Below are 20,770 nucleotides of genomic sequence, written 5' to 3'. Positions count from 1 at the left end.
CGGCACCGGCATCGACTGGGACGAATTCCACACCCCAACCGAATACCACGGCGCCCCGACTGACCCAGCACCGGACACACATTTTGGCCTATAACCCGAATATCTACCTCTGCAACCTTGCACTTACTTAAAGCAATTTATCCAGCTCAGCCTTGCACTTACCCAAGTATTTAAGACACTCTTTTGAGTTCTTTATTGCATCCTTATCCAGCGAGCATTTTTCATCTTCAAGCTCTTTTATATTGGCTTCAACTTTCTTAATTGTAAGGCTGGTTTCAGATGATAGTTTCTTTATGGCATCTACATCATTAAGTGCATCTTTCAGAGCACATTTACTAAATACGAGCAGTTTTACAGTCTGCCTGAGCCAGTATCCACTATTGGTTTGGGATAGAATAGCTGCCATAGATGCACTTCCGGAACCGGCTATTCCAAGCAACGCTCCTCCACCTGTTATAATAGCTGTTCCTCCTGCCATACCAAGCCCTCCGGCAGCAAGCGATCCACCACCCACAAAAGCCAAGCTGGCACTTGTAAGTGCTGCTCCATGCAGTCCAACTACTGCTTCACCAGCAATGAGAGTTGCTATACCGGGAGCGAAAGCAAATGCCAGACCCCCTGTAGCTACGGCCGTAATAGCTACAATTCCAGCAGCTATGATCTTATTCTGCGTACTTCCGCTGATAACAGCCTCGTATTTTTTATATGCTTCCCTGATTGCATTAATCTCAGTCTGATTTACAATAGTCTGTCTGCGTGCAAACTGATCATCGATATAATCGTACTTACCTTTTCCGAGCCCCTTAAAGGCTCCATCATTTTTTGAGCCAAGAGGATAATATGGCTTAAACACAACCAGTTCACAGGTAAGAAGATAGAACCATCTGCGGTTTTCTTCTGTATCAGGTAAAGAGTAGATAGCATCATATATGCCCTTTTCATCTGTCACAAAATAGTCCCCGCCATCAATTTCCATTCCTGCCAGGACATTCTGCTGCCATGTTTCAAGCCACAGCTTTTTCTTTTCTTTGATATCTTCCTTATCAGTATGTTCGATATCTTTTGTGATAGCTATCGATTCAAGAGAATATAAAGCCCTTGTCTGTGCCGGAGTTAAAGAAAAGACGTTAAAGCAATCATTTGACATCATATCCTCTGCTATCCTTTCCTCTGCCTCAGTTTCATTTATGTTTGATTTATTTTTGGCTTTTCTCTGGAAGAATACTTTTATGTCATCACTCCAATACTTACTGTCAGCCACACAGGCAAATATAAATCTTCCTACTCCTGCAATGTCTACATCTGCAAGCAATGTTCCTGCAAACTTGCCGCTCTTCTTATCTTTGTTTAAGACAGCTTTTAATGTAGCCCCGGCAACATTTATCCCTACAAAACATCCGCTTGATATCAGAACCATCCTTGAAATCAGCCTGTTATTAAACGGAATGATATTGACTACATCCGCTTTATCCAGCTCCTCAAAAGATCTTATTTCTTTTTCTTTGATTTCAATAGCAAGCTTCTTTACTACATAAAAGCCCCTTACCAGACACTCATTTATGAGTATGGGAAAACTTTTTTCAAAAACAACAGTTCCTACAGACCCCAGGTTTGCAATCTCTTCTTCTAAATTAAAAGTCCGCTCCTGACCGTTTTCATCTGTAAATCTGCTGTTTTCAAACAGCTTAATCAGCCATGATGAATATAGTTTTTCTGCCTCTTCAAAGTTCTTAGAAATATTCTTAAATACAGGCAGTTTATATAACTCCTTAAGAAGCTTTAGTACTTCCTTAGGAAGATTTAAATCATCTATGAGCGCTCTCTTTGATATGGCTGCATCAACAGCAAGACTAAATACCCAGTATAAGAAACCGTATGTAAGCTTCTCCGTTGTATTTCTTCCAATGGCATAGTAATCCGGTGCCTTTTCCGCAATAATACCTTTATCGCCGAACTTATATCTGTTACCACTAAACTGTGTAAACATAGAAAATACAAATCCCGCAACAGAAGGATGGTTTGATAATATGTTTAGCCATTCCTCTATACCTGCCTGTACTTCTATGTTAAGATTCTCCTCAACAAATGGAACAAATCTGTCCTTCATGAAAGCAGATGCGCCTTTATAACCAGTCTTCTTATAACCTGCCATCTTGGCAGCTATGGTGATATATTTCTCCCAGTCCTTGTTCTTCCAGTCGTTAATTTTCTCAAGAGCTTCAGCAGATAGCTTAAGCTGGCTGAACAAACCGGTAACTATTCCACTTGCAACCGCAACGACATAATATGAATAGTCTTTCTCATTTACTGCATCGTCAAATTCAGCATCTACAAATTCATCGCTGCCAAAAGTCCTGTCAGACTCAAACATATTTACATCGATACCATCGTCGATCTTATATTCAAAAGCATACTTTGAGTGATCTATCAAAGAATACTTGACAACCGGCACCTCGCTAAATATGGCATTCTGATCACTTATAGTTGCTACAGCTGTGGAACCCTTTTTTACCAATTCATTACTTCCCATAAGAACAAAGCCTCCTTGCATCATAATAAATGATAAATGCTATTTTCTGTATGTGCTGAGGTTGAATCCCTCTCTTCTTGCCATCTGCAACAGCTGTTCATTTGATGCATCTTCAGCATCACATATATCAAGGAATCCCAAGCCACCCGAATATGCCGCGCTCTGAGCGCCATATCAATCTTAGGCAAATGTTCCGTCGCCTTATCCCAATCAAGAATTTCATAAATAAATTGAAATTTCTATTTATCATCCTTGTAAAACTTTTCTGATACACAACACATCATTAAACATAGCACCTAATACTCATAGTATACTCGCGTCTATGCTGCCCTAAAATGTCAGGAATACCGTTTGAATCAGCGTAAATGTCAAAATCTTTTTTTCTTCTCTACCTTAAGAACAAAGTAATCAATTTGTAAAGAAGCATTTTTTCGAGTCAATTGCACATTATCTACATTCGGATTTCCCTCATGCAGCAAAGAACAGCGCAGACTATATATATAACATTCCCTGATAAATATGGCATTCCCTCCTCGGTTGTCTGATTCGAAATTTTTCTTTGGATAAGTTGCCGAGAAGCGTTTGTCCTGTTCGGCGCCCAATTTGCCCAACTGCCCGAAAACCGTAGTATTAGCGAGCTTTCGCAGCTATTTTCCTTCGACCCTTGACATCAACGCTACCGTCTCCACATGGTGGGTGTGCGGGTAAATGTCGAAGGCTTGAATCGACTCAAGCCGGTAGCCAAGCTCCTGCAATGTAGCGGTGTCACGCGCCAAACTTGCTGGGTCACACGCAACATACACCACTGACTCAGCTCCAGAAGCGGCAATCGCACGACAAACTTCAGCTTTAGCACCTGCTCGAGGCGGGTCAAGCACCACAACCTGCGGATGGGCAAACTCTCGAGGTACGTGACGTAAGGTTTTCGCAACATCGCCAATCCTTGCGTCGATACTATCAAAACCCATTGCGGCAGCGTTCGCACGCGCCTGCTCTACTGCCGGTCGCGCACCTTCCACCGTAAAAATTCGCGGCTGAGTACCGTCGCCCGTCGCCAATGCTGCCATCGGAAGCGTAAACAGTCCCGAACCAGAGTAAAGTTCCCATAGTACCGGCGCATTCTTCGCACGTTCCCCGCTCGACTTACGTAACTCACGCAATTGCTGCTGCACCAGCGAAAGCACGTAATCCACTAGTACCAGCGGCGCCATACGATGCATCTGCCAAAAACCACCAGCGTGTACTTTGTAAGTAAACTCACGCCCCTGCACGCTCACTCGCTCGGTAACCAGCTCAGTTCCGGCCATAAGCTTATCGTTAACTATCCAAGCGAAATTATCTTCGATAGACCGTCCCTCACGCGGTTCGGGTACTGCAAGACGCACACGGGCATTAGGCTTCGCACCGCCGTCAAACACATGGTAACGTTCAGCAACTTCAAGTAAAGCGCTACTTGCTAACGGCATGGTGTCAATTGGCACACCCACATGCGTGCCGCGCTTACGCATAGTGACTCGCCCCTCACCATTCGTCACCATTTCGATGCGCGTACGCCAGTATAATCCTTGCGTCTTAGTATCACAGTCAAGTCGAGTGACTGGCACAGTATCAAGAGTGACTTTACCAAGCCGCTCCATTTGCTCACGTACCATCGTGCTTTTCCACTCAATTTGACCGGGTAACGATACGTGAATGAGATCAGCGCCACCTACGCCACCGCCGCCTAACGCTGCAGGTCCAGCTAGCTGCCACACAGGGTCAACCCTATACGGACTTGGCTCAATAACTCGAACTACTTCCCCTGTAGCAAAACGATTTTTGCGATTATGCGGTTCATCCAACTCAATTTCTACCAGCTCGCCGGGGAGCGCGAAACGCACAAATACTACACGACCGTCAATATGTGCTACACACCTGCCCTGATCGGCATACCGTTCAATACGTACTTCTAATTGCACGACAACTCCTTATGCGCTGATGCTTTGTGGTTATGCAATGGTGTAGCAATAATCAACCAAGAAACCCACACTACCAACGCAAATAATGGCACTCCCATAATGAGGCGCAATGTTCCAAGCCAGCCAACGCTACCCATCAGATAAGCCGGCACTTGCACTGCCAGTCGTAAGGTAAATACAGCAACCCACAATACTGTGGTTTGCATATAAGCACGCCACAGTGGCTTATCATCACGCCAATCATGTAGCCACGCAGAAAAATGCTCAGTAACTGGATGCGACACCCATTGCACTAACACACCCAGCCCTGGAATTCGCGCAATAAGCGAAATACTAAGCACTACAATCCAAAACGCATTAACAATAAACCCGGGAACATAATAGTTTCGAGCATCATGACTTAACCATGCCCAAACCAAGCAAATACCGACAGCAAGTAGACCAGTAAGTGCTCCCGTCACAGACTGTCGTTGAATAAGGCGTGCAATAAGCTGTAATACCGCGAGTACTGCAGAAACAGCAACAGTAATCAACACATTATGTGTCACTACAAAAAGCACCACAAACACAAGACCGGGCAAAATCGATTCCACAATTCCTCGAGGCCCGCCAATAGCCTGCATTACCGTAAAGTCATCATTAGCCAGACTTGCTAGACCAGCTCGTGGTGTCGCACTACCCTTTAATTGAGTAGTTTGATCAGCCTGACTAGCTTGTTGAGCCTCATCAGTCTGCTGAGATTGACCAGTCACCGACTGGGTATTACCGTCTTGGGTATTACTGGCTTGATGCTCTGCTTGGGTGTGCGCCATACTTCATTTACTCCATTACACTACGAATTCAACAATAGCCTACCCGAGACCTTCGAGTAGGCTACTTATGCGCTTCAATGCCACGAATTACGAGTTCACATTCCCATAGCACTTGTGCAGTAGTTGGAGCAAAGCTCCATGCTGAATGCACATGATACTTCGTGTTATCGGTATTTAGCGAACCTCGGAGAAGAGTGGACCACGCTTCAAAGTAGTTTGCGTTTCTACCTGCTGCATTGGTGTTAATGGTCCGTCTGGCTGACCTGGGATTGTTGCATCCTCGCTTTCTTGCTCTGCTGCTTGAGCTTGAGCCAGCTTACGACGCTGTGAAGGAGTGATAGGACCATGCATTGGCAACAGATCGCGTGGGGCTAATGGTTCCTCACCGCGCTCTACTACTACATCCTTGAAATATTGGTCAAAAGTGTCCTTCATTTCGCCATCATGAACTGCTTCACCAGAGAAAATACCTCTGAGCATCCATCGTGGCCCATCGATACCAACTACTCGAGTCATCACAGTATGCTTACCGACGTGAACTGGAAGCATCAGTTCCTTACCAAAGGTGCCATCAACTTCTTCAGCCTCAGGATTAGCAGCGAGTAAATCTGCACGCACTCCGTCCCAAAGACCTTGTGATTTTGGAGCTGCAAAAGCCTCTAATTCCAATGATGCACCGTTGACAGAAACATTAGCTCCAACAACAGAACCATCATCTTGATTGACTTTTAGTCTAAGGGAAATGCCATCGAGATATGGTAAATACAATGCTCCAATATCTAGATAGTCGTCGTAATTTGGAATATTGTCATCATCAACATCCCATGGTCCACAATCTTGACCTCGCACGTCATCAGCGTTTGCAGCATTTGCATTATCTGCCGTATCCTGCGTAGTTTCTGCTGTCTCTTGCTCAGCTACTTCACCAGCATGCTCGTCATCGAGTGCTGCCTGCTCTTTCTTCGCCTTACGACCAAAGCCAAAGAATCCCATCATGTCTCCTTACATATATGGGCGTATGTATTGCCTATACAAAGTATTTATACAAAGTATTGCCTATACATACTACTGTAACCGCTACTACACTACCCTGTACCGGTTACAGATGTACTCAATGCCGTCTACTCAAAGCCCAACACAACTTGGTTCAAAGTAAAACTCTATACTTGGTATTCAATAGTCAGCGGAGCATGATCCGACCAGCGCATATCATAACTTGGCGCTTTATCAATACGCCATCCACGTGCTGCCTCAGCAAGTTCAGGGGTAGCGAACTGGTAGTCAATTCTCCAACCGGTATTATTATCAAACGCACGACCACGCTGTGACCACCACGTATACGGTCCTTGAATATCTCCTGCCAAATTACGCATCACATCAACAAATTCCAGCTCATCAAGCCAGCGGTCAATATAAGCACGCTCTTGTGGCAAGAAACCAGAATTCTTTTCATTGGATTTTGCATTTTTAATATCTATTGGCGTATGAGCAATATTAAAATCGCCACATAATACAGCCTGATTACCACCGTTTGCAGCAATATCCCTAAGCTCACGCATACGCACAACCATCGCATCAAGGAAGCGATACTTTTGTGTCATCTTCACTTCATCATCAACATTGCCCGCATGCACATACACGCAAACTACCGTAATAGTGTAACCTTCAGGGGTTTGAATATCGGCTTCAATCCATCGACCGGAATCCACATCCTCGTGTAAATCACCAAGTCCATAACGCATATCCACTACTGGTAGCGTAGACAGCAATGCCACTCCTGCTCTACCTTTAATGCGACAGACTTCATTCATACGCGTTAATTGATCTTCTTGCTCAATTGCGCCAGCAGCAACATAGCGAGAGGCAAAATCATCAAGAATTGGATCAATTTCACTCTGTGGAGCACGCACCTCCTGCATACACCAAATATTTGGCGTATGTTCACTAACCCACTGTCCCACATGTTTTCTATTCGCTGCACGAATACCGTTCAAATTCGCTGTAGTAATGGAAATACTCATGAACTTAAGTCTAACGAGTATCGCGCGTTTACGAAAGTATGTTGTCTACAAATCACAGTTTGTCAGCAATCGCAATTGCTCATAAAGCTACGCTCTAGGAAAAGCCTGATCATAGCGTTCTAGTAACTGACCAATGGACACATGGGTATAGCGTTGCGTAGTAGCAAGCGAGGCATGACCCAATAATTCTTGTACTTCTCGCAAATCTGCACCACCATCAAGCATATGCGTTGCTGCACTATGGCGTAATGCGTGAGGTGCAATATCAGGTACTCCAGCTTCATGTGAAAGTCGGTGGACAATCGTACGCACTTGTCTGACACCAATACGCCGTCCACGAACACCCAGAAACAGTGCTTGACTTGCATCATCCGCTGTAGCCTTATCACGGGCACTGCCCACCTGCAATGCCGCCTGTAGTATTGGACGCCCCTCTTCAATCCACGTTTGCAATGCATGTAATGCCGGAATACCAAACGGCAGCACGCGCATTTTATTACCTTTACCAAGCACACGCACCATATGATTATCCCAATCTATGCTGGAAATATTGCACGATACCAGCTCGCCTACGCGCATTCCTGTAGCATAGAGCAGTTCGACCATGGCTGCATCGCGCAGCGCACACGCATAATCGGTGCGTTCAGTAGGTTCAGTAGCTTTATCGTGCGTAGAAGATGTCGTTCGCGCTATATGCTGTTCGCTACACTCCATCAACTGCTGCGCTTGACTTTCATCTAATACCGTGGGTAGCACCTGTGGTAGCTTCGGTGTTTTCAACAGTCCTGCAGGATTATGTGTAATCATGTGCCGGTCTTGGCAGAATTCAAAAAACCCGCGTGCTGCTGCAAGCTTCCTCACTACGCTACTTCGCGTGTGATTATCTGAAAGCCAAGCCATCCACATGCGTAAATTTGCTGCGGAAACATCCTGCAGTGTTTTCACTCCATAGTGCTCAAGTTGTATAAGACACTGCCGAATATCACTGATATATGCCTGTACCGTGTGTGCAGCACGACCGCGATTTACTCGCAAATATGTGGCATACTGATGTAGTGCTGCATCAAAGTATGCACTATCAGCACTTGCGCAATCACTACACGTCGAAGCACTACTGACAGTATTACTACTAACAGTTTTACTATTCTTAGTATCGCTGGTCACAGAGCTATTATGCATAGCGTTGCTACTTTTGGAGTCACACTGGTTTTGGCGCATAACACCCAAGCATAGTAATAAACGTCTATGTTTTCGATTAGCGTACAATTATGCAAGAAACCACAAGCCAAGATGCTACCTCTATTGCTATTACGTTTGTTATCCCTTCATACAATGTAGAGCAGTATTTAGGTCGTTGCTTATCATCATTACTTATTGAACAAGACCACACTGGCGTGGAAATTCTGGTAGTCAATGATGGTTCAACCGATGGCACACTGCAACTCGCTCATGATTACGAAGAACAATTCTCTGATGTGATTCGCGTTATCGACCAGCCAAATAAAGGCCATGGAGGTGCTGTTAATACTGGTATTGCCAATGCTCGTGGCACCTATATTAAAGTAGTTGACGCTGATGATTGGCTCGATCAAGAAGCCTTGCGCGTCGTACTTGATGAAGTGCGTAAACAAAGCGTCAGCCCTGCACCTATTGATTTGCTGATTACCAATTATCGCTATGATAAACAGGGCAAACGTGTCAAAAAAACAGTGCGTTATCGCAATGTCATGCCAGTAGGTCGCCCATTTACATGGAATGAAGTCAAGCGCATGGCTCCAGATCAAAACCTGCTCATGCACTCTTTTACCTACCGTACAGCTATTTTGCGTGAAAAACACAACTTGTATTACCGGAACACACCTTCTATGTCGATAATCTCTACGCATACGTACCACTACCTCATGTGCGTACTATGCTGTATTTAGATGTAGATTTATACCAGTATTTCATTGGTAGAGACGGTCAATCTGTAGAAGAAAAAACCATGATTTCCCGCATCGATCAGCTTATTCGAGTAGTAGAAGCCATGATTTATGCCACCCCTCAACCAGAAGGCGTACCTGCTGGACTATACCGGTATATGATTCACTATCTCACTATCAATATGGGTATTGACTCGGTATTCATGGTATTGTCAAAAAATCCAGAACACTATGAGCACAAGGCTCAATTGTGGAATACGCTGCGTACCCAAAACCCGAAGGCATATGATGCAGTAACTCATACGCTTATCGGTCGTCTGCTAACTGTGCCAGGGGCTTTGGGTCGTGGCTTAATTCATGTTGGATACGGTATTGCTCATAGGTTTATTGGCGTGAACTAAACCGTCATATAACATCATAGTCATCATGCCCGTATCCGTTTGCGCGAATACCGCACGGTCTGGATTATGTTCATGCTCCACTTGGGCTAGGATACGGGTAGGTAAGGTTACTCTGCGAGTTAAACCAATATACTCGTAGTATTGCCAATCACACGTGGAATCAGTAAATAAGAAAAAGCGTGCAATTTGGCGACGATCAAACCATTGCATAGCTGCCTGCCATAATCGTTTGCCTAAGCCAAAACCACGCAGGCGTTGATCAACAATAAACAGCGCCAATTCGCCTTGGTATCCCATATGTTCACGTTGCGCTTGGCGAAGCATGCGATGATCATTATGCTGATACTGCAACAGCTCAGCAACTTGCTTACCATTGCGCACCACATATGCTGGCTGTTTTGCCAATGCGCACAGTGCACGCACTGCATGATGAGCAAAGAGTGTACGATATGGCTTGTGTTCAGGGTGACGACGATCAACAACTGCTGCACACCCAGCAATTTGCTCTTGCCCAGTCTTGTTATCAATCAGTGTTGCTACAAGAATTTGAGTACTGCGAAACATGCATCCGACAGCATCTAACATCCCTAATTGTGCTTGCGCAAAAGCGTCGAGATTATCATCCGTATGCCAAGCTTCTTGTACCATACGTGCTAATGGCTTAATATCAGATGGTTGAACAGCACGAATATGTACACGATATGATTGCTTGCTATGATTATGCATATTGCTAACCTAACATACTTGCACTGTGCTGAGGCAAGAAGCATACATTCTTTGCACAAGCATTGCGAAATCGAGGCATTATGAGTTTTTCTGCAGCACGAGCAGCATACCAACGTCTATATGCTGGAGTTCCTTCATCCCAATATCGTAATACCGGCAATATCGCTAATACCGACCAGAGCGCCAGCAATACCGATATGCTACTCACTCATGCAGCATGGAATGTTAAGCATGTGCGAGCTATGGAGCAGCCTCTACTGGAAGCTGGTAGACCACTGATGGCACAAGCAGCGCACTGCATTGCACAAAGTGCCGTAGCACTACTTCAATCACGTGGTATTCGGCTTGAGCAAGCTCGTATTATTGCTGCAATCGGTGGCGGCAATAATGGTGGTGATGGATTATTTGCAGCAAGCGAATTACGCACATTAGGAGCAACCGTTACTCTGGTATGCACCAGCGATGCACCACATGCTCAAGGTTTAGCAGCAGCACAGCAAGCAGGCTGTGATTGCATTACGCTGCACACTGATCAAGATATTGCTCAAGTGCTTACAACAATTTGTGATGCCGACGTCATTATTGACGCTCTTGCTGGCATCGGTATTAAGGGATCGTTACGCGGGGTTACCGGTAATTTGGTGCAACAATTACGAGAAGCGCAATACACTGCCCAACATTTTCCCGCAGTATTAGCGGTAGATACCCCTTCAGGTGTGGGCGTTGATGACGGTTCTTGCGATGGACCTATTCTGGATGCCACACTTACCGTAGCATGTGGCGTGTTGAAACCTTGTCATCTGCTGCCTCCAGCAGCCTATGTCTGCGGCGATATCATTGTTGCAGATCTTGATTTTGACTTGACATTATCTGATCCAAGCGTAGTTCATGCTGATTTAGTAGCACATTGGTGTATGAGTCCTACACGTTTCGACGATAGTAAATATTCACGTGGGGTTGCAGGACTGGTCACTGGCTCTGTAGCATATCTAGGTGCTGCATTGCTGTCTGTACGAGCAGCAAGTCGCGCCGGTGTGGGTATGGTACGCTACTGCGGACCAGAGCATGTGCGTGCTATGCTGCTTGCACAAGTACCGGAGGCTGTTCTTGGATCTGGCACAGCAAGTGCTTGGGTTGTTGGATCTGGTGTCCCAGATAGTCGCCATAGTCAAAACTCTGTTGGGGACGAACAGCAGCGACAAGCGATTGCAACGCTGTTACAGGAGTATTGTGCTCTCGGTCAGACTGACCATGAAGCACAGCAGTCTCATACCGAGCAAATGCCCGCTGAGCAACTGCCTGTTGAGCCATCATATATGGCTCAACCAATACGCCCTATGGTTATTGATGCTGGAGCGTTGGACCTTATTGACCCTCATACACAGCAACTCTCCCACACAATAGTGACCCCACACGCTGCAGAGTGTGCTCGATTGCTCAATACCTTGCAATCTCAGTCTTCTGCACAGCTTACCCAAGTTAGCGTGCATGATGTGCTTAATCATCCTGTAGCAAGTGCACTACAATTATGGCAGACTACCGGCGCTACAGTACTGCTTAAAGGCGCGCATACGGTTATTGTGGGCGGGCCAAGAGAGCAGGAACCAACCATTATTGTTGCTGATAATGCATGTAGTTGGATGGCCACTGCCGGTAGCGGCGATGTGCTTGCAGGACTTACTGGGGCAATTTGCGCAAGTGCTAGTGAATGGATAGCACGTCATAGCACACCTGAGTATCGTGCTGATGCGCAATATGCTGTAGATTTTGCCCATCTTATGCCGATACTTGCTGCTGCTGGAGCGCATTGGCATGGTTTTGCCGGTCGCCTAGCTAGTGGTGCTGACCGTAGTCACGGCGTGGTTTATCCGCCATGTAATCCACAGCAGCCTCAACCCGCACTACATGCTTGGTTGCGATCAACAATGCGCAATACTGGAAAACCAATTATCGCCAGCGATATTATTGAACGGATTCCAGCTGCTATGCAGGCGGCATATCAAACAGCGTAGCGAACTGCTACGGCTATTCATCGCCATTGATTACAGTATACCTGTATGTAATTGCAGTACATGCGAAGTTATTTGCAAGTCTGGAGTATTATGCGAAATTCATCACAACTACCTGACCATAACTACAAAGATCGCCAGAACGCAACACAACAACCACAGTATGCAATTCAGCAGTTACCAGAGCATATTCCGACGGGTATTCGCGTAGTAGTTCGCCGCTCTGCGGGTATAGACGAAGAGACTGGTCGGACAATACTGCGTGACGCTGTAGGACACGTCATCAATTGGGATGGGAGTACGCTCACCCTATTGCGTGATGAATCAGCTAATGGTGCGCGACCTGCGCAAATCATAACTATCGAAGGCAAAACTATTGTGCGTATTAAACCAGTGCCAGAACGCCCGAAGCATTATCCTATAGCACGCTCCTAGCACAATGTACGAATAAGAGCATCGAGCAAGTAGTTGCTAGTAACTTACAAATCGCGACCAGCAACACATGAATCGCAACTTGCGGCTTGCAGCTTGCAACTCATGTGCAAATGCTGCGCGTTCTAGTTTTACCATGCAGTCACAGTATTAACACCGAGACCGCGCTCACCTTCTAAACTTTGTATTTGCTTACCGGCAAAGGCGAGCGCTACAAGTTGTTCTTGCCACTGCTCTTCTTCTATGTGCAGTAGCTCAGTGTCGTGTTTAGGCTGATTGCACTGTTCTTGTCTAAAATTCCTATATGGTTGCGCAAAACTAAAGAACTCTTGACTTGCCAGCGTCTCACCAGATTCCAAAGCCTCAGCCATCACTAATAAATCAGACGCAATCTGACGCAACAGTGGCGCTACAGTATCACCATCTTCTTCCACCATCGCTCGCGTACGCGCAGGATCGGTGAGCGCAACACGAGTCATATCACGCCAAGAGCCGGCAGCCAAGGCTTGTGCAACAAAACGCAGCGGACTTGATTGCATAGCATTGGCAAGCTCTGTAGCCACAACATGAGGCATATGAGAAATAAGTGAAGCAGCACGATCATGAGTTAGATCATCAAGCACAATAGCGCGGTTTTCCAATGCACCAACGATAAGCGCAAGCAACTGCTGTACTCGAGTAAGCGGCGAGCGCTCATCGATAGTAATTGCCCAGAGTGCATCGTCGAGCAGTCCGGCATATGCTGCATCGAAACCACTATGTTCATTGCCTGCCATAGGGTGAGCGCCGACATATGATGCTCCCAGACCTGCACGCTCAACACTGGCACGAACTTGTCGCTTTACACTACCCACATCTGTGAGCGTAATATTGGCATCCCACACTCGTGAAAGCGTGCTGCACACTTGTTCCATGGTGGTTAGTGGCGTACACAGTATCAGAATATCGGGGTGAGCAAGCACCAAATCTTCCACGCGATCCACTGTTTCAATACCCATACGCTGCGCCTTGGCGTAAGGAGTTTCTCGATGATTCCAAGCCACAACTCGAATGCCACGCTCAACAAGCCGCAAAGCTAAAGAGCCTCCAATAAGCCCAAGTCCAGCAATTGCAACCGTTTTAGGCATTGCCTCCTGCCATGATGTGTATGCGCTGTTCATCCTTACTCACCCTTACTACCAACTACCACTTGCTGTTTTACTGTATTTGCTGTTTTACTATTTGTCAGTGCTGCATATGTCAGACCAATTACATAACCCTTATTACCACAATAATGCGCGTTGCACGATATGTTCCACGCCCTGCTGTTGTGGCTGTTGTCCTTCTTGGCTTGGGTTGGAACAAACACCACCTTCAGGAAGCATCCATGCATCTACTGGAGGATTTGGACGCTCACCTCGCGGATACACTGCTAGTGTTTTTACCCAATCGCCATGCTCTATCATGCCTTGTAGCACAGCTTTGCAGGAATGCTCCCAAGGGGCCGCGTCCATGGTAATAATAAAACTATAAGTACCAGCATTGCCTTTAATAGGACGGGACATAAACGACGTCATATTCAACCCGGCATCGCGAATAGTGTCAAGCAAATTCGCTAATACTCCAGGTCCTGTGCTTAAGGGAGCACATGCCACAATGGACTCCCATGTGTTACCACCACTATTACCCTGCTCTCGCACGCGAGCAATGCTCGATATTGCAGTTGTTCTAGGAGCTAGTACTAGGAAGTCCGTTCGCGCACCATCATAATCTTGTACTGATTGGTATGCGGGAACAACATCATAGAGTTCTGCACAAATCGGTGGAGCTAATGCCACTTGTCCATCTTGGATATCTCTACATGCAGCAGCATTGGAAGCACTGGCTATCGCTGCTAACTGATGCTCACGAATAAAGGCATTGCACTGTGCCAATCCATGAGGGTGAGCGTGCACTGTGTGTGCCACCTGCGCAAGCGGAATATCGCCGAGTAATTGTGCCGTATGCGGCGTCACAAAAGCATCAAAGGTAATCGGTACGCTTAATCTCAAGAATCCAGCGCATTGCGCGTCCATAAGCATATCCAAATTGGGGACAACTACACCTTCTACAGTGTTATCCCATGCCACAATTCCAAGGCCATGACCAGTTTGTACTTGCTCGATAATCTCGCGAGCTGTTTCGACAGGCTGAGGTTGAACATGTATGTGATATTGCGCTAATGCCGCAACTGCACGGCGAGCAGCAAGATGGGTGAAGGATCCTTGCGGCCCCAAAAAATACAGGGGTACTGTATCAGACACATCACCTGTTGTGCTTGTGGTTTGTTGTTTGGCTGTTATCATCTACTACCCACCGACTTGGTAACACTAGGATTATTATTTGTACCACTACCATACCAAGCATCCACCAAATACCCACTCGTTGCGTCCAATATGGGTATGAGGTATCAGCGAATCCTAAAATAATCAGTGCACGAGTATGGGTTGCAGTCTGTGAAATAACGCCGGTTACTATTGTGGAACATAGTAAATGTAATCCCACATGAAGTGCGCCTCCGCGTCTGCGTGCAGCATACGTCGATCCAGCCACTAATAGCAGTGATAGCGCCAAACCGTAAGGAAAATTATATTGTGCACCAGTGCGGTGTGCCGCAGCACCAATACATGCTACAGCAAGCGCAGAGCCGATGGTGCGCAATACACGGCGAACAATTACCGACCCCTGAGACTGACGCTGTTGACCATCAGCATGTTGTGTTAGTTGTTCTACCATGCCACACCACCGGCTCAAAACATAACCTCGTTACTCTTAACAGCACTTGAGGTTATCGCTATGTGTAATCACGCAATACGTTGCACAGCACATAGCGTATTGCGATGACAGAGATATTATTATTGTGCATTCTTATTTTGACGGCGCTGCTTCGCATTCCACTTGTACCACTGCTCACGATCCAAGATAATCTTGCGCACACGCACCGACTCTGGAGTAACTTCCACGCACTCGTCCTCATTAGCAAAATCAAGTGCTTCTTCCAAGCTCATCTTAATTGGAGGAGTGAGCGTTTCTAGCACATCTGCTGTTGAGGAGCGCATATTCGTCATATGCTTTTCTAGGGTAATGTTAATATCCAAATCCCCAGGCTTATTCGCAACGCCAACAATCTGGCCCTCATACACTGGGGACTGTGGATCGACAAAGAAGTTGCCACGCGCCTGCAACTTTTGCATAGCGTATGGGCTTGCCTTACCCTGACGATCGCAAACCATAGAACCGTTCTGGCGAATGGTAATAGCACCAGCCCAAGGAGCATAACCCGCAGAAATAGAGCTTGCAATACCAGTGCCACGTGTGGAGCTTAACAATGCTGTACGGAAGCCGATTAAACCACGAGATGGCACAGTAAACTGCATACGCACCCAACCAGAACCATGATTAGTCATGGATTCCATGCGACCCTTACGATCTGCCAACAGCTGGGTTACCGTACCCATATATTCTTCTGGCACATCAATAGTGGTACTTTCCATTGGCTCGTTAATCACGCCATCAATAGTTTTGGTCACTACCTGTGGACGACCAACAGTAAGCTCATAGCCTTCGCGGCGCATTTCTTCAGCAAGCACAGCCAAAGCAAGCTCACCACGACCTTGAACCTGCCATGCGTCAGGACGCTCCGTTGGTAGCACACGAATGGATACATTACCAATCAGCTCACGATCCAAACGGTCTTTCAGCATACGCGCTGTCAGCTTGTGATCTTTGCCTTCTGTACCAGCTAATGGAGAATCATTAGTACCAAAAGTCATAGAAATAGCTGGCTCATCAACATGAATAAGTGGCAGTGGCTGTGGATTAGTTGGATCAACAATAGTTTCACCAATCATAATGTCATTCACACCAGCAATAGCCACAATATCACCAGGACCTGCGCTTTCTGCAGGCTCTCGGTCAAGGCCCTTGGTAACCAAAATTTCCGTCAGCTTAAAAGACTCAATAGAACCATCTACACGAGAAAGGCCATACTGGCGACCCTTTTGCAGTGTACCGTTATAAATACGCACCAATCCTAGACGACCCAAATATTCAGAAGCGTCAATATTGGTGACATGAGCCTGTAATGGCGCGCCCTCATCATATTCTGGGGCAGGAATAGTGTTAATAATAGCCTCAAAGAGTGGCTCTAAATTATCATTTTCTGGAACACTACCATTTGCTGGCTGCTCGGTAGATGCATGACCAGCCTTTGCTGCACAGTAAATCACTGGCAAGTCCAGCAAAGCGTCAAGATCAAGGTCCACGCCCTCTTCACTTACATCCTGTGCAAGACCGAGCAACAAGTCAGTAGATTCAGAAACTACTTCTTCAATACGAGCATCTGGACGGTCAGTTTTATTCACACACAAAATCACAGGAAGTTTAGCTTCTAAAGCCTTACGCAAGACGAAGCGAGTTTGTGGCAATGGACCTTCTGATGCGTCGACGAGCAGTACCACGCCGTCAACCATAGAAATACCACGCTCAACTTCACCACCAAAATCAGCGTGACCTGGTGTATCGACCACATTGATAGTAATGCCGTGCTCTTGACCTAACTTTTGAGCAAGTGGACCAGTGTATTGAATTGCAGTGTTCTTTGCAAGAATTGTAATGCCCTTTTCGCGTTCCAAATCATTGGAATCCATAACACGATCGGGTACTTCTTCACGCTCATTAAATACATGAGACTGCTGAAGCATGGCGTTCACTAATGTGGTTTTGCCGTGGTCAACGTGTGCCACGATTGCCACATTTCTAATATCCGCGCGTACCGCCATTGAAACCTCTCTTTGTTATACCAAACGTCACCGGTCATACAACACTTATGCCACTATGCAGAGCAGCACATCATCTCGTTCGCAAGCAGTGCTGCACATGACTTCGATATGACCGATGTCATATAAGTCAGGGATACAACACCAAACGTAGACAGTGTACACATGCTCTGTATCAACTGGTCTGACCAGCGTAACCTTGGCTAAGTTTAGCGATGTTCCCTGACTTTTGGCTTTGACTATGCAACTTACTCAGTGCGTAGCGCGGTAGCAGGATCTTTACGCGAAGCCTGACCAGCTGGAATAATGCCACCGATAAGGGTAAGGATGACACTCAGCACTACCAATATCAGCGCAGGAAGCGGCTCAAGTACAGCATTAACTTCCGTATTACCCATCAGTGAATGCAGTAATGCATTGCCCGGCAGCAATAACAGCCACGTCACTCCTACACCAATTAAGCCAGCACACAATCCAATCATGCCAGTCTCCGCATTAAAGACCTGTGCAATATTACGCTTTGAAGCGCCCATTGCGCGCAAAATTCCAATTTCTTTCGTGCGTTCAAGCACAGAAATATAGGTAATAATGCCAATCATAATGGACGATACCACAAGAGAGACTGACACGAATGCAATCAGCACATATGTAATCACATTAACAATAGTCGTCACTGAGCTCATTAAAGCACCAACATAATCTACATACACGATGCGATCTGGCTCGCTTGCCTTGTCATTATAGGCTTTAATAGCGTCAGAAACCTTGTCTTTTGCTTCAAAACTATCCGTATAAATGCGAATTTCGCTTGGCGCATTGCGGTCTACTAATCCAAAATCAGCAAGGGTATCGTCATATGTGCCTGTAGATACATAGCGATCATAAATTTGCAACAGTACTTGATTATCAGCCGTAGCTAAGTATGCATCAAACTGCGAGGCAATCTGATCTTCGCTTAAGGCTGGCATGGCGCCCGATCCGGCTGCACTTGACTCGCCTGCTGAACCTGTCGCACCTTGCGCTGCGGCGGCTTGTGTCATCAGTGATTTCGCCATATTGGCTTTTTCACTCACACCCAATCCTGCAACATATTGACGTGCATCAGCAATTTTTGTCGCATCATCACTTGGCGAGAACGTCAATCCTGTAATGACACTGACATCTTTTGAAGCTTCCTGAGCCTGAACTGGAGCACTTTGTGCTGTGCGATCAATAATGACATCAGTGAGCGCACTTGTGTAGCCTACGGATCCGGTAAGCATGGTTGTTTTTGCATCTGCTTTTGGACGAATTACACCTGCAATTTCGAGCTGTTGCGCCGCGTCAGAATTGGCAAGTTTGCTCATCTCTTGCTCATTATCACCAACATAGGTATAGTGTCCATCGCTACCAAGTACATACTGGTCACTTGCTGTAATCAGCTTCATCGTATGCCCTACGACGTCGTCATACTTTAAGCTCGTCGTATCAATAGACACTTTTTTGCCATCGGCAATCGTATTCATAATCTGCTGATAATCGGCAGATCGTAGTAACCCAATTCCATAGAGCACATCCATTGGTACTTCATTATTGCGATCGGCAATCAGTACTACTTGGTGAGCATTCTTCGGCCAAGCACCGGTAACTACTTCGTAATTATCGGTAATGACTGGGCTTATCAGCTCATTGGCACTACGTCCCGGCATCAACTGTTCAAATGATGATGGAGCAGCATTTTGCTTTTTATTACCGGTTAATTCGCCCATTTGCATGGAGGTAATATCTGACATCGTTGTGCGTGAGCCTGATGCCATCACCATTTGGTTCGTCATGCCTTTAGCTGATTGACCAAAGGTTACACCATTAGCAGTTACAAGCTTATTGTCAGGGTCATTGCTTACTACTTGAAAGCGCATATCATAGGAGTAGTGCACACCATTATCACCAACATATTGGCGAATTTCACTCTTAGGATTATCAAGATATTGCTTGAATTTGGTGAGATTATTATGCGCAATACTCGTGGTGATGCTTGAGGCTTGGGTAAATGCCGTGCTATCCGCATACACTTTATCCGTGCCGTGCCCTGGGTCTTTCTTCTCCCCGCGCTTCGCACTATTTTCCATAAGTGACTGCAAATCCCAGCTTTGCGCGTCAATTGTTATCGGGTACGAAGTCATTGTTTCACGCTGGAGATTGACAATATAAGTATTCACGCCTGTAGACACTGCAAGAATCAGCGCAATGCCAATAATACCAATCGAACCAGCGAATGACGTTAATATAGTGCGTGCTTTTTTCATGCGCAGATTCGTAAAGCTCAAGGCGATTGATGTGGCTAGTGACATAGATGCTTTGCCCATCGTGCGATGCACAGGAGCTTTTTGTTCAGATGAATCTACTGTGTATGGATTGCTATCGCCTAAAATATGCCCGTCTTTGAGATTAACAATGCGCGTTGCATACTGTTCGGCAAGCTCTGGATTGTGAGTAACCATAACTACCAGTCGATCTTGAGCTACTTCTTTCAACAATTGCATAATCTGCACTGAAGTTGCTGTATCAAGAGCGCCAGTTGGCTCGTCAGCAAGCACAATATCAGGATCATTGACCAAGGCACGTGCAATTGCCACACGCTGCATTTGACCGCCAGAAAGCTGATTAGGTTTTTTATGAATATGCTCACCTAATCCTACTTGCTCCAAGGCTTTGCGCGCACGCTCTGTGCGTTCTTTTTTGCTGACCCCACTAATAGTCAGTGCGAGCTCTACATTGGTAAGAATATTTTGATGAGGAATAAGATTATAGCTTTGAAATACGAAACCAATAGTGTGATTACGGTAGGAATCCCAATCGCGATCACGATATTTAGTAGTTGAAATACCGTTAATCACCAGGTCGCCGCTATCGTAGCGGTCCAGCCCACCAATAATATTAAGCAATGTTGTTTTACCAGAGCCAGAAGGTCCAAGTATAGCAACAAATTCATTATCACGAAGTGTTAGCGACACATCATCGAGTGCACGTTGCACAAAATCACCAGTTTTATATTGCTTCGTAATATGTTCTATGCGTAGCATGTACTCTCCTGTACTCGACGTTTTTCACTATGATTGTTCACTGTAATTCTTCACTAGATACTCATACTATTGTCGCATAGTCTTCAGCATTGCTATATAGT

At 46.0% G+C, this 20,770-nt stretch carries 16 protein-coding genes; 4 read left to right on the top strand and 12 right to left on the bottom strand.

Features of this window, described 5'->3' with window-relative positions; translation table 11 throughout:
- Positions 1-127: 127 nt before the first annotated feature.
- The 6 genes from IEU85_RS00965 to IEU85_RS00940 form a co-directional block, all read right to left on the bottom strand.
- Entirely contained in the window at positions 128-2,530 is a 2,403-nt protein-coding gene (locus IEU85_RS00965) for a hypothetical protein (RefSeq protein WP_188354385.1), read from the bottom strand.
- 647 nt (positions 2,531-3,177) lie between these two features.
- A complete protein-coding gene (locus IEU85_RS00960; protein WP_188354384.1) occupies positions 3,178-4,488 on the bottom strand; it encodes a class I SAM-dependent RNA methyltransferase in 1,311 nt (436 codons plus the stop codon).
- A complete protein-coding gene (locus IEU85_RS00955) occupies positions 4,479-5,111 on the bottom strand; it encodes a DUF3159 domain-containing protein (protein WP_229714722.1) in 633 nt (210 codons plus the stop codon). Before IEU85_RS00955 ends, IEU85_RS00960 begins: the two co-directional genes overlap by 10 nt.
- 363 nt (positions 5,112-5,474) lie before the next feature.
- Positions 5,475-6,293: a DUF3710 domain-containing protein gene (locus IEU85_RS00950; protein WP_188354956.1), complete on the bottom strand. Its 819-nt coding sequence runs from the start codon at positions 6,291-6,293 to the stop codon at positions 5,475-5,477.
- Between the two features lie 167 nt (positions 6,294-6,460).
- Positions 6,461-7,321 carry an exodeoxyribonuclease III gene (locus tag IEU85_RS00945; RefSeq protein ID WP_188354382.1) on the bottom strand — a complete coding sequence of 287 codons (861 nt, stop codon included), beginning with the start codon at positions 7,319-7,321 and terminating at the stop codon, positions 6,461-6,463.
- Positions 7,322-7,408: 87 nt separating this feature from the next.
- Positions 7,409-8,500, bottom strand: a complete 1,092-nt coding sequence (locus IEU85_RS00940; protein WP_188354381.1) for a tyrosine recombinase XerC — start codon at positions 8,498-8,500, stop codon at positions 7,409-7,411.
- A gap of 89 nt (positions 8,501-8,589) precedes the next feature.
- On the opposite strand from IEU85_RS00940, the gene IEU85_RS08620 reads away from it, so the two are divergent.
- The gene (locus IEU85_RS08620; protein WP_229714667.1) at positions 8,590-9,246 is read left to right on the top strand and encodes a glycosyltransferase family 2 protein; all 657 of its coding nucleotides are present in this window, start codon (positions 8,590-8,592) and stop codon (positions 9,244-9,246) included.
- The gene (locus IEU85_RS08615; RefSeq protein WP_229714666.1) at positions 9,234-9,644 is read left to right on the top strand and encodes a hypothetical protein; all 411 of its coding nucleotides are present in this window, start codon (positions 9,234-9,236) and stop codon (positions 9,642-9,644) included. The genes IEU85_RS08620 and IEU85_RS08615 overlap by 13 nt, the downstream gene beginning before the upstream one ends.
- On the opposite strand, the gene IEU85_RS00930 is transcribed toward IEU85_RS08615, so the two are convergent.
- Positions 9,594-10,370 carry a GNAT family N-acetyltransferase gene (locus IEU85_RS00930; protein ID WP_188354380.1) on the bottom strand — a complete coding sequence of 259 codons (777 nt, stop codon included), beginning with the start codon at positions 10,368-10,370 and terminating at the stop codon, positions 9,594-9,596. The two genes, IEU85_RS08615 and IEU85_RS00930, sit on opposite strands and share 51 nt — an antisense overlap.
- 80 nt (positions 10,371-10,450) lie before the next feature.
- Here IEU85_RS00930 and IEU85_RS00925 point away from each other — a divergent pair, with 80 nt between their 5' ends.
- Together IEU85_RS00925 and IEU85_RS00920 are read left to right on the top strand one after the other, a co-directional pair.
- On the top strand, positions 10,451-12,382 hold the full coding sequence (locus tag IEU85_RS00925; RefSeq protein ID WP_188354379.1) for an NAD(P)H-hydrate epimerase: 1,932 nt from the start codon (positions 10,451-10,453) through the stop codon (positions 12,380-12,382).
- 90 nt (positions 12,383-12,472) lie between these two features.
- Positions 12,473-12,814 (top strand): DUF6725 family protein, encoded by a 342-nt coding sequence (locus IEU85_RS00920; protein WP_371866592.1) that lies wholly within the window; start codon positions 12,473-12,475, stop codon positions 12,812-12,814.
- A gap of 128 nt (positions 12,815-12,942) precedes the next feature.
- Here IEU85_RS00920 and IEU85_RS00915 read toward each other — a convergent pair whose 3' ends face one another.
- The 5 genes from IEU85_RS00915 to IEU85_RS00895 all read right to left on the bottom strand — a co-directional run bounded on the left by IEU85_RS00915 (position 12,943) and on the right by IEU85_RS00895 (position 20,669).
- On the bottom strand, positions 12,943-13,971 hold the full coding sequence (locus IEU85_RS00915) for a prephenate dehydrogenase (protein ID WP_188354378.1): 1,029 nt from the start codon (positions 13,969-13,971) through the stop codon (positions 12,943-12,945).
- A gap of 102 nt (positions 13,972-14,073) precedes the next feature.
- Positions 14,074-15,093: a prephenate dehydratase gene (locus IEU85_RS00910; RefSeq protein WP_229714665.1), complete on the bottom strand. Its 1,020-nt coding sequence runs from the start codon at positions 15,091-15,093 to the stop codon at positions 14,074-14,076.
- 1 nt (position 15,094) lies between these two features.
- Positions 15,095-15,565 carry an alcohol dehydrogenase gene (locus tag IEU85_RS00905; protein ID WP_188354376.1) on the bottom strand — a complete coding sequence of 157 codons (471 nt, stop codon included), beginning with the start codon at positions 15,563-15,565 and terminating at the stop codon, positions 15,095-15,097.
- A gap of 119 nt (positions 15,566-15,684) precedes the next feature.
- Positions 15,685-17,610 carry a translational GTPase TypA gene (gene typA, locus IEU85_RS00900; protein ID WP_188354375.1) on the bottom strand — a complete coding sequence of 642 codons (1,926 nt, stop codon included), beginning with the start codon at positions 17,608-17,610 and terminating at the stop codon, positions 15,685-15,687.
- Positions 17,611-17,855: 245 nt separating this feature from the next.
- Positions 17,856-20,669, bottom strand: coding sequence for an ABC transporter ATP-binding protein/permease (locus IEU85_RS00895; protein WP_188354374.1), 2,814 nt, complete (start codon positions 20,667-20,669; stop codon positions 17,856-17,858).
- Positions 20,670-20,770: the final 101 nt, after the last annotated feature.

The organism is Galliscardovia ingluviei, from assembly GCF_014635685.1.
GTDB classification, from domain to species: Bacteria; Actinomycetota; Actinomycetes; order Actinomycetales; family Bifidobacteriaceae; genus Galliscardovia; species Galliscardovia ingluviei.
Note: the sequence above shows the minus strand (reverse complement) of the source record. Positions and strands in the feature narration are given on the sequence as shown.

Bases quoted from the DNA above. Each gene is read 5' to 3' on its own strand.
- IEU85_RS00945 (WP_188354382.1), bottom strand. From the start codon at position 7,321: ATGAGTATTTCCATTACTACAGCGAATTTGAACGGTATTCGTGCAGCG.
- IEU85_RS00940 (WP_188354381.1), bottom strand. From the start codon at position 8,500: ATGCATAATAGCTCTGTGACCAGCGATACTAAGAATAGTAAAACTGTT.
- IEU85_RS00930 (WP_188354380.1), bottom strand. From the start codon at position 10,370: ATGCATAATCATAGCAAGCAATCATATCGTGTACATATTCGTGCTGTT.
- IEU85_RS00925 (WP_188354379.1), top strand. From the start codon at position 10,451: ATGAGTTTTTCTGCAGCACGAGCAGCATACCAACGTCTATATGCTGGA.
- IEU85_RS00895 (WP_188354374.1), bottom strand. From the start codon at position 20,669: ATGCTACGCATAGAACATATTACGAAGCAATATAAAACTGGTGATTTT.
- IEU85_RS00905 (WP_188354376.1), bottom strand. From the start codon at position 15,565: ATGGTAGAACAACTAACACAACATGCTGATGGTCAACAGCGTCAGTCT.
- typA (WP_188354375.1), bottom strand. From the start codon at position 17,610: ATGGCGGTACGCGCGGATATTAGAAATGTGGCAATCGTGGCACACGTT.
- IEU85_RS00955 (WP_229714722.1), bottom strand. From the start codon at position 5,111: ATGCAGGCTATTGGCGGGCCTCGAGGAATTGTGGAATCGATTTTGCCC.
- IEU85_RS00915 (WP_188354378.1), bottom strand. From the start codon at position 13,971: ATGAACAGCGCATACACATCATGGCAGGAGGCAATGCCTAAAACGGTT.
- IEU85_RS08620 (WP_229714667.1), top strand. From the start codon at position 8,590: ATGCAAGAAACCACAAGCCAAGATGCTACCTCTATTGCTATTACGTTT.
- IEU85_RS00950 (WP_188354956.1), bottom strand. From the start codon at position 6,293: ATGGGATTCTTTGGCTTTGGTCGTAAGGCGAAGAAAGAGCAGGCAGCA.
- IEU85_RS00965 (WP_188354385.1), bottom strand. From the start codon at position 2,530: ATGGGAAGTAATGAATTGGTAAAAAAGGGTTCCACAGCTGTAGCAACT.
- IEU85_RS08615 (WP_229714666.1), top strand. From the start codon at position 9,234: ATGCTGTATTTAGATGTAGATTTATACCAGTATTTCATTGGTAGAGAC.
- IEU85_RS00920 (WP_371866592.1), top strand. From the start codon at position 12,473: ATGCGAAATTCATCACAACTACCTGACCATAACTACAAAGATCGCCAG.